At 62.0% G+C, this 16,342-nt stretch carries 1 pseudogene; it reads left to right on the forward strand.

From position 1 onward, the window contains the following. Window positions 1-101: 101 nt before the first annotated feature. Window positions 102-16,191 (forward strand): annotated as a pseudogene (locus ACOTYN_RS10015) (Ig-like domain-containing protein); the annotation flags it as partial. Window positions 16,192-16,342: the final 151 nt, after the last annotated feature.

The following is a 16,342-nucleotide window of genomic DNA, read 5'->3' on the forward strand; positions in this document are numbered from 1 at the left end:
GCAAAATAAGACTGAAAATAATGGGTGTTTTTTCCCAGGGATAGCTACATCCATCTGGTGGACATATCCACAGGAATCCGCACACCTGCAAGGAGAAGAATATGAGTAACGTAAAGGTTGTTGATGTCATCATTCGCAAAACGGCAGAAAAAACGAAATTAACCGGAGACGGAAATCTCTCGGTATCCATTTCATCGCCGAGTGTGATTGAAATCCAGGGCTCAGCTCAGGATGTGGTGCGTTATGTCCGCCAGGGTAAAGACCTTCTCATTTATATGAAAGATGGCAGCGTTATTCGCTGTAATAACTATTTTGTCGAAGATCCTGAAACCCATCATCAGTCAGAGCTGGTATTCAACGATCATCAGGAACTGACGCATATTTCTTTTGCCGATGCCGGGGAAGCGTCTGGCGCTGCTGTCACTGAGTTAACCGCCCAGGCCACACCCATTAGCAGCATTGAACCTTTCCTTGAGCAGGAAAGTGTCCTGAGCGATGCGCCGTGGGGCTGGATTGCGGGTGCTGCCTTAGGCGGTGGCGCCATCGGGGCGCTGCTGGCCAACGGCGGTGACGGCGAAACGAAAACGAAAGTCATTGATAACACCAAAGAAGTGGAAAGTGCCACGCCGACCTTTTTGCTGTCGGACAAGGTGGGTGACAAGCAGGGTGTGCTGAGCGCAAACGCGATCACGGACGATAACACCCCGACCTTTAGCGGTAGCGGCCAACCGGGCGCAACCACTCAGATCAAAGACAGCAGCGGAAGCACCATTGCCAGCGCGATGGTGGGTAAAGACGGCACCTGGACGGTAAAACTCCCGACCCAGTCTGACGGAGAGCATACGTGGTCGGTCGTGCAGATCGACGGCAGCAAAACCACCTCTGCAGGCAGCATCACGGTAACCGTCTCCACGGCCGAGGCCTCCATTACGCTGGCGACAACGGCGGGTGACAACGTGATAAACGCCAGCGAGCAGTCTGCCGGTTTTACGCTGTCCGGCAGCAGCCAGCATCTGGCAAAGGGAACCGACGTTTCCGTGACGCTGAACGGTAAAACCTACACGGCGGAAGTGGGGGCCAACGGCGCGTGGAGCGTAAAAGTGCCAGCGGCAGACGCGCAGGCGCTGGGGGATGGCACCTGGACGGTCAACGTGAGCGGCAAAGACGCGGCGGGGAATACCGTGAGCGGAAGCCAGACGATTGGCGTGGATACCGCTGCGCCAACGCTCTCTGTTGATACGCTCGCGCAGGACAATATCATCAATGCCGCCGAGCACAACCAGCCGCTGACGCTGACCGGTAAAACCAACGCGGAAGCCGGACAAATTGTGACGGTAACGCTGAACGGCAAAAACTATAACGCCACGGTGGGCAGCGATGGCACCTGGTCCGTCACGCTTGCCGCCAGCGAGGTGCAGGCTCTCAGTGAGGGCAACCACACCCTGACGGTGAACGTCAGTGACAAAGCGGGTAACGGTTCATCAGCGACGGCAGATTTCTCGGTTCATACTGCGGCGCCGGTCATTACCATTCACACCGTGGCGGGCGATGATATTCTCAATACCAGCGAGCAGGGCCAGGCACAGATTATCTCCGGCCAGGTGAGCGGTGCCGCCGCAGGCGATGTGGTGACCGTAACCGTGGGCGGTAAGACCTTCACCGGCGTGGTGCTGGCAGACGGCAGCTGGAGCGTAGGCGTCCCGGCGTCCGTTGTGGGTGCGCTGGGAGAAGGCCACCACACCCTTTCGGTGTCCGTGACCAATGCGGCAGGCAACACCAGCAGCGCCACGCACGGCATCACGCTGAGCGGCAACCCGCCGGAATTCACGATTGACGCCATCAGCCAGGATAACGTGCTGAATGCCCAGGAGGCGATGCAGCCGCTGAGCCTGTCCGGCACCAGCAATCTGCCTGACGGCAGCGCCATCACCGTCACGCTGAATAACGTGAATTATCCGGCCACCGTCGAAAACGGTATCTGGTCCATCCAGGTGCCGGTTTCCGACGTGTTGAATCTGGCGAACACGCTTTACACCGTTACCGTTAGCGGCACCGACAACGTGGGCAACAGCGGTTCTGCCGAAGCGAATCTGCTGGTGGATACCGTGCTGCCGCAGGTCATTATCAACACCTTTGCAGGCGACAACCTGGTCAATAACGCCGAAGCGGGCGTGGATCAAACCCTCAGCGGTCGCGTTACCGGCGCGGCGGCGGGCGATACGGTGTCTGTTACCGTGGGCGGTAAGAGCTACAGCGCCACGGTAGGCAGCGATCTCACCTGGAGCGTCACCATTCCGTCGGCGGATCTTCAGGCGTTCGGCGATGGTGATTTAACCTTCACCGCATCGGTAACCAACGGGCACGGTAATACCGGCACCGGCGAGCGTGATATCAACATCAACGCTCAGCTGCCGGGTCTGCGCGTGAACACCATTTCCGGCGATGACGTGATCAACGCCATCGAACAGCAGCACGATCTGACCGTCACCGGTGCCAGCACCCATCTGGCTGCGGGCACACAGATTGTCGTTACCATCAATAACGTCGAGTACGTCACCGCGGTTAACGCCAGCGGCAACTGGCAGATTGGCGTTCCGGCGGCGGATCTTCAGGCCTGGACGGCGGGCGAGGTGACGGTCAACGTCAGCGCGAAAGATGCCTGGAACAACACCGTTTCGGCAGAACACCCGATTGAACTCGACCTCAACGCCGTGGCGGTCACCATTGATACCGTCTCCAGCGATGACATGCTCAACGCGACAGAAAAAGGCAGCGATTTAACCCTGTCCGGCCAGACGCAGGGCGTGGAAGCGGGGCAGACCGTGGTGGTGAAATTCGCCGACCAGACCTTCACCGCCCAGGTGCAGCAGGATGGCTCCTGGAGCCTGACCGTACCGGCCAGCGCGATGGACACGCTGATCGACGGTCGCGCACAGGTGAGCGTCAGCGTCACCAACATCAACGGTAACACTGCCGACGCGTCGCGCGTGGTCACGGTGGATACCCTGCCGCCAGCGATTACCCTCGATAACCTGACCGCGGATAACATCATTAATGCGGCCGAAGCGCAGCAGGATTTAGTCTTAAGCGGCAGCAGCACGGCAGAATCGGGCCAGACGGTCACCGTAACGCTGAACGGCAAAACGTACCAGACCACGGTCCAGACGGACGGTACCTGGCAGTTGAGCGTTCCGGCGGCTGACGTTGGCGCTCTGGCCGACGGTATCGTGACCGTGACGGCCAGCGTGAGCGACGTGGCGGGTAACACCAGCAGCGCCGATCGCGTCGGTCTGGTAGACGCAACCGTGCCGCAGGTGACCATCAACGACTTTGTCACCGCCACCAACACCATTAACCAGCTTGCCCATTCTCAGGCGCAGATCCTGAGCGGCTCCGTGACCGGCGCGGCAGCGGGCGACCGGGTGACCATCACCATCAACAATGTGGATTACACCACCGTGGTGGATGCGGCGGGCAACTGGAGCCTCGGTCTGCCAGCGTCCGTGGTGCAGGGGCTGGCCGACGGTACCTGGACCATCGACGTCTCCGTGACCGACAGGTCCGGTAATACCGGAAGCAGTTCGCTGGATGTGGTGGTGAATACCGTGACGCCGGTCATCGGTATTAATACCCTGGCAGCAGATGACGTGATCAATGCGACCGAGAAAGGTCAGGATCTGCAACTCTCCGGTACCAGCAACCAGCCGGAAGGAACCCGTATCACCGTTACCCTGAACGGCATCGACTACACGGCTATTGCCGATGCCAGCGGTAACTGGAGCGTCACCGTACCGGCGACGGCGGTAGGTGCGCTGGGCGAAGCGCATTACACCGTGACGGCGAACGTGACTGACAGCGTGGGCAACAGCGCCTCTGCAAGTCACGATGTGCTGGTGGACAGTTCGCTGCCGGTTGTGACGATCAATACCCTGGCGGGCGATAATATCGTTAACGCAGCGGAGGTTGCGGCAGGGCAAACCCTGACCGGTAAAGTGACTCACGCGGCGCCAGGTGACACTGTCACGATTATCCTTGGCGGCCAGACATACACGGCCACCGTGCAGGACGATCTCACCTGGAGCCTGCCGTTAAGCGAGAGCCAGTTAACCGCGCTCGGCAATGGCGATTTGACGCTGTCAGCCAGCGTCACCAACGCCCACGGTAATACCGGCTCATCCTCTCTGGACTTCACCATCGACGCCCAGCTTCCTGGACTGCGTATTGACACCGTGGCGGGCGATGACGTGATTAACATCATCGAACACGGTCAAAACCTGATTGTGTCCGGCTCCAGCACCGATCTGGTCGCGGGCAGCACCGTCACGGTAACCATTAACGGCAGCAACTATTTCGCCACCGTGCTGGCGGACGGCACCTGGAAGGCGGCGATCCCGGCCGCGGATGTGTCGCAGTGGGCGGAGGGTGCGCTCGATATCAAGGCAAGCGCACAGGATACCTCCGGCAACCCGGTGAATATTGGCACCGTTGTGGATGTCGATCTCGCGCCTGTCGCCATCACTATCAGCAGCGTGACTGACGATAACGTGCTGAACGCGGCGGAAAAAGGTCAGGATCTGCTGCTTTCCGGCACCACCTCCAATGTGGAAGCGGGTCAGACCGTGACCATTACCTTTGCGGGTAAAACCTGGACCACGACCGTGGATGCCAACGGCGACTGGACGTATACCGTACCGGCAGCCGATCTGAGCGGCCTGAAAGACGGCGACGCCAGCGTGCAGGTTAACGTCACCAACGCGAACGGCAACGCGGCATCGTCCGCGCAGGAATTCAGCGTCGATACCACTGCGCCAACGGTCAGCATCAACACCATCAGCAATGACAATATGCTCAACGCGGCTGAGGCGGGGCAGGATTTGACCCTGAGCGGCTCCACCACGGCCGAAGCCGGCCAGACGGTCACGGTCTCGTTCAACGGCAAGCAGTACACCGCGCAGGTGCAGGCGGACGGCAGCTGGACACTCAACGTGCCGGCGGCGGATCTGGCAGGCATCAGCGACGGTAACGCCACGGTCACGGCATCGGTTTCCGATAAAGCCGGCAACCCGACAAGCGCGGATGCCTCCGTTCTGGTGGATACCACCGTGCCACAGATTAGCTTCAACATCGTCGCGGGCGATGACATCGTGAACATTGCTGAGCACGGTCAGGCGCTGATCGTCTCCGGTAAGGTGACGGGCGCGCAGGCGGGCGATGTCATCACGGTGACCCTGAACGGGAAAGACTACACCGCAATGCTGGATGCGTCCGGGAGCTGGAGCGTGGGCGTTCCGGCAACGGACGTGGGCGCGCTGGTGAACGGCAACCTGACGATTGCGGCGACACTCACCGATAAAGCGGGTAACAGCACCACCGCAACGCATGACGTTGAGGTCTCCCTGACCGCGCCGGTGATTGCCATCAATAGCCTGGCGGTTGACGACGTGATCAACGCGGCCGAAAAAGGCCAGGACCTGCTGGTTTCCGGCAGCAGTAACCAGCCGGAAACCAGCATTACGGTGACCCTGAACGGCATCAGTTACACCGCCATCACGGACGCCAGCGGCAACTGGAGCGTCACCGTACCGGCGGCAAACGTCTCGGCGCTGGGCGAAGCGAGCTACGCCGTGACGGCAAACGTGACCGACGCGGCAGGTAACAGCGCGAGTACCAGCCACAGCGTTGTGGTCGACAGCGCGCTCCCGGTGGTGACCATTAATCCTGTCGCCACGGATGATGTGATTAATGCGGCAGAGGTCGCCGCAGGCCAGACCCTGAGCGGGAAAGTGAGCGGGGCAGCGAGCGGTGACGCTGTCACTATTTCCATCGGTGGCAACATCTACACCGCCACGGTACAGGACGACCTGAGCTGGTCGGTCAACGTGCCGTCCACGGTCTTAACCGCCATCGGTAACGGCGATCTGACGGTGTCCGCCAGCGTCACCAACGGCCATGGCAATACCGGCACCGGCGAGCGCGACATCACCATCGATGCCAGCCTGCCCGGTCTGCGCGTCGATACCGTCGCGGGCGACGATGTGATTAACAGCATCGAACATGCGCAAAACCTGATTATCACCGGGTCAAGCGATGGCCTGGCAGCCGGTTCGGCACTCACGGTAACCGTCAACGGAAAAACCTACGCGGCAACCGTGCTGGCAGACGGCACCTGGGCGGCGGCGATCCCGGCGGCAGACGTTAGCGCGCTGGGCGCAGGCACGGTCACCGTAACGGTTAACGGCCAGAGCACGGCGGGCACGCCGGTCACCATCAGCCACGACGTGAAGGTAGATTTGGCCGCAGTCGCCATCAGCATTAATCCGATTGCCACCGACGACGTGATTAACGCGACGGAAAAAGGCGCGGACCTGGTCCTGTCCGGCTCCACCACCAATGTGGAAGCTAACCAGACCGTCACCATCACCTTCGGCGGCAAGTCGTACACCGCGACGGTCGATGCCAGCGGCAACTGGACGACCACCGTACCGTCTGCCGATTTGGGCAGCCTGAAAGACGGCGACGCCAGCGTACAGGTGAGCGTGACCAACGTGAACGGCAACAGCGCGTCAGCTGGCCGTGAGTACAGCGTGGACGCGACGGCGCCGACGGTCTCGATTGACATCATCAGCGACAACAACATCATCAATGCGGCCGAAGCGCAGCAGGATCTGGTCATTAATGGCGTGACCAACGCCGAAGCGGGCCAGACGGTGACGGTCACGCTGAACGGTAAAGACTACACCACCACCGTAGCGGCAAACGGCAGCTGGAGCGTAACCGTGCCGTCTGCGGATCTGGGCGCGATTGCTGACGGTAACTACACCGTCAGCGCCGCCGTCGCGGATAAAGCGGGCAACCCGGCCTCTGCCGATCGCGACGTGCTGGTTGATACTACCGTTCCACAGCTGACCATCCACACCGTATCCGACGACGATGTGATCAACAGCGCCGAACATGCGCAGGCGCTGATTGTCACCGGTTCTGTGTCCGGCGCGGCGGCGGGTGATGTGGTCACCGTGACGATCAACAACAAATCATACACAGCCACTCTGGATGCCTCCGGCAACTGGAGCGTGGGTGTACCGGCGGCGGATGTGACCGCGTTGACCGCGGGAGATTACACCATCACCGCGGCGCTGACCGATAAAGCGGGCAACAGTAACAGCACCACACACAGCGTGGAGGTAAACCTGAGCGCGCCGGTGCTGACCATTGACACCGTTTCCGGTGACGATGTGATCAACAGTTCAGAGAAAACCCAGGATCTGACGATCTCCGGTACGGCTTCCGGCCTGGCGGCAGGCGCGGCGGTGACCGTGATGCTCAACGGCAAAGCGTACGGCGCAACGGTGGACGCTAACGGTAAATGGACGACCACGGTTCCGGCGGATCAGGTCGGTCAACTGGGTGAAGCGCTTTATACCGTTACCGCGTCAGCAACGGACGGCGTTGGCAACAGCACCAGTACCTCTCATACCGTGAATGTCGAGTCCGTTCTGCCGGGTGTCATTATCAACACCGTGGCGGGCGATGACGTCATTAACGCGGCTGAACTGGCGGCAGGCCAGAGCATCAGCGGCTCGGTAGTCAATGCCGAAGCAGGCAACACGGTTACCGTGACTCTCGGAGGCAAAACGTATACCGCGACGGTCCAGAGCGATCTCACCTGGTCCGTTAACGTGACGCAAGCCGAACTGACAGCGCTGGGCAACGGCGAGTTGACCGTATCTGCCAGCGTAACCAACGGCGTGGGTAACAGCGGCTCCGCTGAGCGCGATATCACTATCGACGCTAACCTGCCTGGGCTGCGCGTCGATACCGTCGCGGGCGACGATGTGATCAACAGCATCGAACATAATCAAAACCTGATTATTACGGGTACAAGCGACGGGCTGACGGCGGGCACGGCGCTGACCGTCACCGTGAACAATAAAACCTACCCGGCGACCGTCCTGGCTGACGGCACCTGGAGTGCGGCGATCCCGGCGGCGGACGTGGGTGCCCTGGCGGCAGGCACGGTGACCGTTACCGTGGCAGGCCAGAACGGTGCGGGTAACCCGGTTTCCATTAATCACGATGTGACGGTGGACCTGGCGACCGTTGCCATCAGCATTGATGCCATCGCCTCAGACGATGTGATTAACGCGGCCGAGAAGGGCGCGGATCTGGTGCTCTCCGGCACCACCTCGAACGTGGAAGCAAACCAGACCGTCACCATTACCTTTGGCGGCAAGAATTATACCGCCACGGTGGATGCTGAGGGTAAATGGACCGCCACGGTGCCAGCGGGCGATCTGGCAGGTCTGAAAGACGGCGACGCCAGCGTACAGGTGAGCGTCACTAACGTGAACGGCAACAGCGCGTCGGCGGGCCGAGAGTACAGCGTGGACGCCACCGCGCCGTCCGTGACCATCAACACGATCGCGGGTGACGACATTCTGAATGCGGCCGAAGCGAAGAGTGACCTGATCGTGTCCGGCACCAGCACCGCCGAAGCGGGCCAGACGGTCACCGTGTCGCTGAACGGTAAAGACTACACCGCAACCGTCAGCGCGGACGGCAGCTGGACGCTGAACGTTCCGGCGGCGGATGTTGCGGCGCTTGGCGACGGCAGCGTAACCGTGACCGCGTCCGTGAGCGACAAAGCGGGTAACCCTGCTTCCGTTGACCATAACCTGACGGTAGATATCACCGTGCCAGCGGTCACCATCAACACCGTGGCGGGCGACGACGTGATTAACATCGCGGAGCACGCTCAGGCGCAGATTATCAGCGGTTCCGCCACCGGGGCGGCAGCGGGCGATAAGGTCACCGTCACCCTCGGCGGCCAGACGTACACCACGGTGCTGGACGCGGCGGGCAACTGGAGCGTGGGCGTACCGGCGAGCGTGATTTCCGGCCTCAGCGACGGCACCGTAACCGTCACGGCGTCAGTCACCGATGCCGCAGGCAATACCGGCACCGGCAGCCATAACGTGACCGTCGATACCGGCCTGCCGTCGGTCGGCTTCAACACCCTCAGCGGCGACAACGTGCTGAACGCGGTGGAGAAAGGTCAGGATCTGAGCGTCAGCGGCACCAGCGCTAACCTCGCGGAAGGCACCGTGGTGACCGTGACCCTCAACGGTAAAAACTACACGGCCACCACGGCGGCGGACGGCAGCTGGAGCCTGACCGTTCCGGCAGCGGATCTGGCGGGTCTCGGTCAGGCCAACTACACCCTGAGCGCGACGGCGACCAACGGCGTGGGCAACAGCGTCAGCAACACCGCGAACCTGTTGGTGGATACTGCGCTGCCGACCGTCACCATCAACACCGTGGCGGGCGATAACGTTATTAACGCGGCGGAAGTGGCGGCCGGGCAAACCCTGAGCGGTACCGTGGCGAATGCCGAAGCGGGTAACACCGTGACCATCACCCTTGGCGGCAATACCTACACCGCGACGGTACAGAACGATCTGAGCTGGTCCGTAAACGTACCGTCTGACGTGCTGACCGCGCTGGGCAACGGCAGCCTGAGCGTGACGGCGACCGTGACCAACGGCCACGGCAACACCGGTTCCGGCGAACGCGAAATCGTTATAGACGCTAACCTGCCGGGCCTGCGCGTCGATACCGTCGCGGGCGACGACGTGGTCAACAGCATCGAACATGCGCAAAACCTGATCGTCACTGGATCCAGCGACGGAGTGGCGGCGGGCACGGCGCTGACCGTCACCGTTAACGGCAAAGATTATGCGGCTACGGTGCTGGCGGACGGCACCTGGAGCGCGGCGATCCCGTCTGCCGACGTGAGCGCGTGGCCGGAAGGCAGCGTGAAAATCAGCGTCACCGGCGACAGCGCGGCGGGTAACACGATTAGCATCAGCCACGACGTGACGGTGGATCTGGCGACCGTTGCCATCAGCATCAACGCCATCGCCACCGACGACGTGATCAATGCGGCGGAGAAAGGGGCAGACCTGGTGCTGTCCGGTGCGACCACCAACGTGGAAGCCGGGCAGACCGTGACCCTGAGCCTGAACGGCAAGATCTACACCACTACCGTTGATGACAGCGGCAACTGGACGTATACCGTACCGTCCGCGGATCTGGCACACCTTAAGGACGGCGACGCCAGCGTGCAGGTGAGCGTCACAAACGTTAACGGCAACAGCGCCTCGGCGGGCCGCGAGTACAGCGTGGACGCCACCGCGCCGTCCGTGACCATCAACACGATCGCGGGTGACGACATTCTCAATGCGGCCGAAGCGAAGAGCGATCTGACCGTGTCCGGCACCAGCACCGCCGAAGCGGGCCAGACGGTCACCGTGTCGCTGAACGGTAAAGACTACACCGCAACCGTCAGCGCGGACGGGAGCTGGACGCTGAACGTTCCGGCGGCGGATGTTGCGGCGCTCGGCGACGGCAGCGTGACCGTGACCGCGTCCGTGAGCGACAAAGCGGGTAACCCTGCTTCCGTTGACCATAACCTGACGGTAGATATCACCGTGCCAGCGGTCACCATCAACACCGTGGCGGGCGACGACGTGATTAACATCGCGGAGCACGCTCAGGCGCAGATTATCAGCGGTTCCGCCACCGGGGCGGCAGCGGGCGATAAGGTCACCGTTACCCTCGGCGGCCAGACGTACATCACCGTGCTGGACGCGGCGGGCAACTGGAGCGTGGGCGTACCGGCGAGCGTGATTTCCGGCCTCAGCGACGGCACCGTAACCGTCACGGCGTCAGTCACCGATGCCGCAGGCAATACCGGCACCGGCAGCCATAACGTGGCCGTCGATACCGGCCTGCCGTCGGTCGGCTTCAACACCCTCAGCGGCGACAACGTGCTGAACGCGGTGGAGAAAGGCCAGGACCTGAGCGTCGGCGGCACCAGCGCCAACCTGGCAGAAGGTACCGTGGTCACCGTGACCCTGAACGGCAAGCAGTACACCGCCACCACGGCGGCGGACGGCAGCTGGAGCCTGACCGTTCCGGCGGCAGATCTGGCGGGTCTCGGTCAGGCCAATTACACCCTGAGCGCGACGGCGACCAACGGCGTGGGCAACAGCGTCAGCAACACCGCGAACCTGCTGGTGGATACCGCGCTGCCAACGGTCACTATCAACACCGTGGCGGGCGATAACATTATTAACGCGGCGGAAGTGGCTTCAGGCCAGACCATCAGCGGCAGCGTGACGAACGCGGAGGCGGGCAATATCGTTACCGTGACCCTTGGCGGCAACAGCTACACCGCGACGGTGCAGAACGATCTGACCTGGTCCGTGAACGTGCCGGAGTCTGTTCTGACGGCGCTGGGCAACGGCGATTTGACGGTGTCAGCGACCGTGACCAACGGCCACGGCAATACCGGGGCGGGCGAGCGCGAAATCGCTATAGACGCCAGTCTGCCGGGCCTGCGCGTTGATACCGTCGCGGGTGACGACGTGATCAACAGCATCGAACACGGTCAGAACCTGATCGTCACCGGTTCCAGCGACGGGCTGGCGGTGGGAACCACGCTCACCGTGACCGTCAACGGCAAAACGTATGCCGCCTCCGTGCTGGCAGACGGTACCTGGAGCGCGGCAATCCCGGCGGCAGACGTGGGTGCGCTGGCAGCAGGCACGGTCACCGTTACCGTGGCAGGCCAAAGCACCGCGGGTAACCCGGTCTCCATCAGCCACGATGTGAACGTGGATCTGGCCGCGGTCGCCATCAGCATTGATGCGATTGCTACCGATGACGTGATTAACGCGGCGGAGAAAGGCGCGGATCTGGTGCTTTCAGGCAGCACGTCGAACGTTGAGGAAAACCAGACCGTTACCATCACCTTCGCCGGGAAGACGTACACCGCGAAAGTGGATGCCGACGGCAACTGGACGGCTACCGTGCCTTCCGCCGATCTGGCGGGCCTCAAGGATGGCGATGCCAGCGTGCAGGTGAGCGTGACTAACGTGAACGGCAACAGCGCCTCTGCGGGCCGCGAGTACAGCGTGGATGCCACCGCGCCAGCCGTCACCATTGATACGGTCGCGGGCGATAACGTGATCAACGCCAGCGAAGCGTCCGCAGGCGTGGCTATCTCCGGTACCACCACCGCGGAAGCCGGGCAGACGGTTACCGTGACGTTGGGCGGTAAGAGCTACACCGCGCAGGTGCAGCAGGGCGGTATCTGGAGCGTCAACGTGCCGGGCACCGATCTCTCCGCACTGGCGGATAACGGCTATACCGTGCAGGTCAGCGTGAGCGACGCGGCGGGTAACCCGGGCAGCGCGGGTAAAGCGATTACGCTTGATACCACGCCACCGACCGTCAGCGTTAACGTTGTGGCGGGCGATGACGTGATCAACAGCGTGGAACACGGACAGGCGCAGATCGTCAGCGGCACGGCAACCGGCGCGAACGTCGGGGATAAAGTGGTCATTACGCTGGGTTCGAACCAGTACACCACCACCGTTGACGCCAGCGGCAACTGGAGCGTGGGCGTGCCGGCCAGCGTGATTTCCGCGCTGAGCGACGGCACAGTGACGCTGAGCGCAACCATTACCGACAGCGCGGGCAACAGCAGCACCCAGACGCACGACGTGGTGGTCAACACCGCCTCCGTGGCGTTGACGGTAAATACCCTCAGCGGCGATGACGTTATCAACGCGGCAGAAGCGGGTAACGCGCTGGTGATTAATGGCTCCAGCGCCCAGTTTGCCAGCGGTACGCAGGTGACCGTGACCCTGAACGGCAAGACCTACACCGCCACGATTCAGAGCGACGGCACCTGGACGACTACCGTCCCGGCCGCCGACGTAGGCACACTGGCCGATGGCGCGCGCTATCAGGTGTCTGTTTCGGCGCAGGACAGCGCGGGTAACAGCGCCTCGGCAACGCACGACATCAGCGTAGATACCACCGCGCCGGTGGTAAGCATTGCGACGTTGTCGGGTGACGATGTGCTGAACGCGGCAGAAGCGCAGCAGCCGCTGACGGTTCACGGTGCCTCCAGCGCCGAGGCCGGCCAGACCGTTACCGTGACGCTGGGCGGCAAAACCTATACCGCTACCGTGGCCAACGACGGCACCTGGACGCTGGACGTACCCGCGGCGGATCTGGCCGCGCTGAGCCAGGGGGCGCTGACGGTGACCGCCTCGGTCAACGACAAAGCCGGGAACAGCGGTCAGACGACGCACACCTTAACGGTGGATACCGTCGCGCCGACCGTGACCATCAGCACCGTGGCCGATGACGACATCGTTAACAATGCCGAGCAGCTGGCGGGCCAGACCATCAGCGGTACCACCACGGCGGAACAGGGCCAGACGGTGACCGTCTCCTTCAACGGGCACAGCTATCAGGCCACCGTCGGGGCAGACGGATCGTGGTCGGTCTTCGTGCCGGGCCGTGACTTCCTCGGCCTGAGTGACGGGCAGTACGCGATTACCGCCACGGTGAGTGATAAAGCAGGTAACCCTGGCAGCGCAACGCACGACGTAACGCTGAACGGTGATGTCCCAACTATCACCATCAACACCTTTGCGGAAGATGACATTGTCAGCGCCGCCGAACACGGCACGCCGCTGGTCATCAGCGGCACCACCGACGCGCCTGCGGGCCAGACGGTGACCATCACGCTGAACGGTAAAACCTACACGGCGACCGTTCAGAATGACGGTACCTGGCGCTATACGGTCGGAAACGCAGACGTGACCGCGCTGGCGGACGGCGGTTCGTACGTCATTAACGCGCAGGTCAGCAACACCATCGGCAACAGCGGCAGCGATAACCACAGCGTCACCGTGGATCTCACCGCGCCGTCGATGGGCATCAGCATTGATTCTCTGCAAAACGACACCGGCCTGAGCGCGAGTGATTTCATCACCAACGACGCTCAGGTCGTGGTCAACGGCTCGCTGACCGCGCAGCTCGGCAATAACGAGAAGGCGCAGATCAGCCTCGACGGTGGGGCAACCTGGATTGACCTGACCGTGACCGGCACCACATGGCGTTATACGGACGGCCGCACCCTGACCGACGGGACCTATCAGTATCAGGTGCGGGTGATTGATAACGCGGGCAACGTGGGGTCAACGGACAGCCAGGACGTGGTCATTGATCTGACGAAACCGGCGGCAACGACCATTACCGTGGATTCCGTTTCCCAGGATACCGGCCTGTCCGACAGTGACTTCATCACCAGCGACAACCAGATCAGCCTGAAAGGGACGCTCGGCGCGGCGCTGGGCAGCGGTGACCACGCGCAGATCAGCCTCGACGGCGGTCTGACCTGGACCGACGTCAGCGTCAGCGGGCTGAGCTGGACGTATGTCGATGGCCGTACGCTGGCCGACGGAGATTACAACTACCAGCTGCGCGTGATTGACGACGCGGGGAATATCAGCGCCACCACCAGCCAGGTAGTGACCATTGATACCGTCGCGCCGGACGCCAGCAAAACCATCGCCATCGACCGCATCAGCGACGATACCGGCCTGAGCAGCAGCGACTTTATCACCAACGATACGTCCCTGACGCTGCACGGCTCGCTCGGCGCGACGCTGGCTGACGGCGAGTACGCCCAGATCAGCATCGACGGCGGCGTCACCTGGCAGAACGTGATTGTGACCGGCAACAGCTGGTACTACGTCGACAGCCGCACGCTCGGGAACCAGACCTATGACTACTACGTTCGCGTGGTGGATGCGGCGGGCAACGTGGGGGCCAGCGCTCATCAGCAGGTGACCGTTGATACGGTCGCCCCGGATGCGGCGATTACGGTGACCGTGGATAACATTACCGTCGACACCGGGTTTGACAACAATGACTTCCTGACCAGTTCGACCTCGTACACGCTGCACGGCACGCTTGGCGCAGAGCTGGGGGCGGGTGAGTTCGTTCAGGTGAGCATGGATGGCGGCACCACCTGGGTGTATGCCACCGTGAGCGGGACCCAGTGGAGCTACAGCGATACGCGTACCCTGACCGACGGTAGCCATAACTACCAGGTGCGGGTAATTGACCAGGCGGGTAACGTCGGGGCAACCACCTCGCAGGCGGTGACGGTGGATACTCAGGCGCCGCAGTATGGCATCACCATCGACAGCATCAGCGAAGATACCGGTCAGTCCGGGAGTGATTTCATCACTATGGACACCACGCTGACCATTAACGGCTCGCTGGGCAACGCGCTGGCAAACGACGAGCGCGTGCAGATAAGCCTCGACGGCGGGAATACCTGGTCTGACGCCACGGTCACCAACCAGCGCTGGAGCTACACCGATACCCGCGATCTGGCGGACGGCGATTACACCTACCAGGTGCGGATCATCGACCAGGCGGGCAACGTGGGCTCTACCGCGTCGCAGGTGGTGACGGTGGATACCACGCCGCCAGACACGGTGGGAACGGTCGTGAGCTATACCGACGTTGAAGGGGAACGTACGGGCACCTTTGGCAGCTCGGTCGCCACTGACGATAACTCACCGGTGATCAATGGGACGCTCAACCGCGCCCCGGACGACGGCGAGATCGTCCAGCTTTACCGCGATGGCGTCTTGCTCGGCCAGGTGACCATGAACGGCAGCGCAAGCTGGTCCTTCCAGGATAACGGCCTGAGCGATGGCAATCACACCTACATTGTGCGTGTCACCGACAAGGCCGGTAACTATACGGAATCGGACGGCTTTGTGCTGAGCGTGGATACCAGCATACCGACCACCACGGCGGCGATTACCGCGCAGACCACGCCGGATACCACGCCGATCGTCAGCGGGACCGTCTCCGCCGATCTGGTGAACGGTGAGTATCTGGTGGTGACGGTGAACGGGAAAACCTACACCTCCCAGACGGGCGGTGCGGTGGTGGTCGATCCGGATCACAACACCTGGTATCTGCAGATCCCGGACAGCGATGCGCTGAACGTCGCGAGCTACAGCGTGACGGCGCAGGTGAAGAGCAGCGCGGGTAACGGCAATACCACCGGGACGACCACCGGCAGTCTGGTGATTGACACCACCACGGTGAATACCGACTGGGCAACCACGGCGGGGAACAGCAACAACTCCACCATGACCCTTGGCATGAACAGCAGCGGTCTGTGGAATATCATTGCGAACGGCCAGTCTTACTCCAGCAGCGATAGCTCGACCTATGCCGGAAATACGCTGACCAACACCCGTAATTACTACGTGGTGAGCCAGACCGCCGCTGACTTTGACCGTAACGGCACGCAGGACATTTTCGCCACGGAGAACACCTACGCGGGATCCACGCAGGTGATGTGGACCTACGATGGTAGCACCTATAACGCCAGCCAGCTGGGAATGGGCACTACCATCTGGTACGGCGGCGTGATTGCGTACGACAAAACCGG

Origin of the sequence: Enterobacter cloacae complex sp. IR5458 (genome assembly GCF_049238025.1) — a bacterium.
In the GTDB taxonomy this organism is placed as follows: domain Bacteria; phylum Pseudomonadota; class Gammaproteobacteria; order Enterobacterales; family Enterobacteriaceae; genus Enterobacter; species Enterobacter kobei.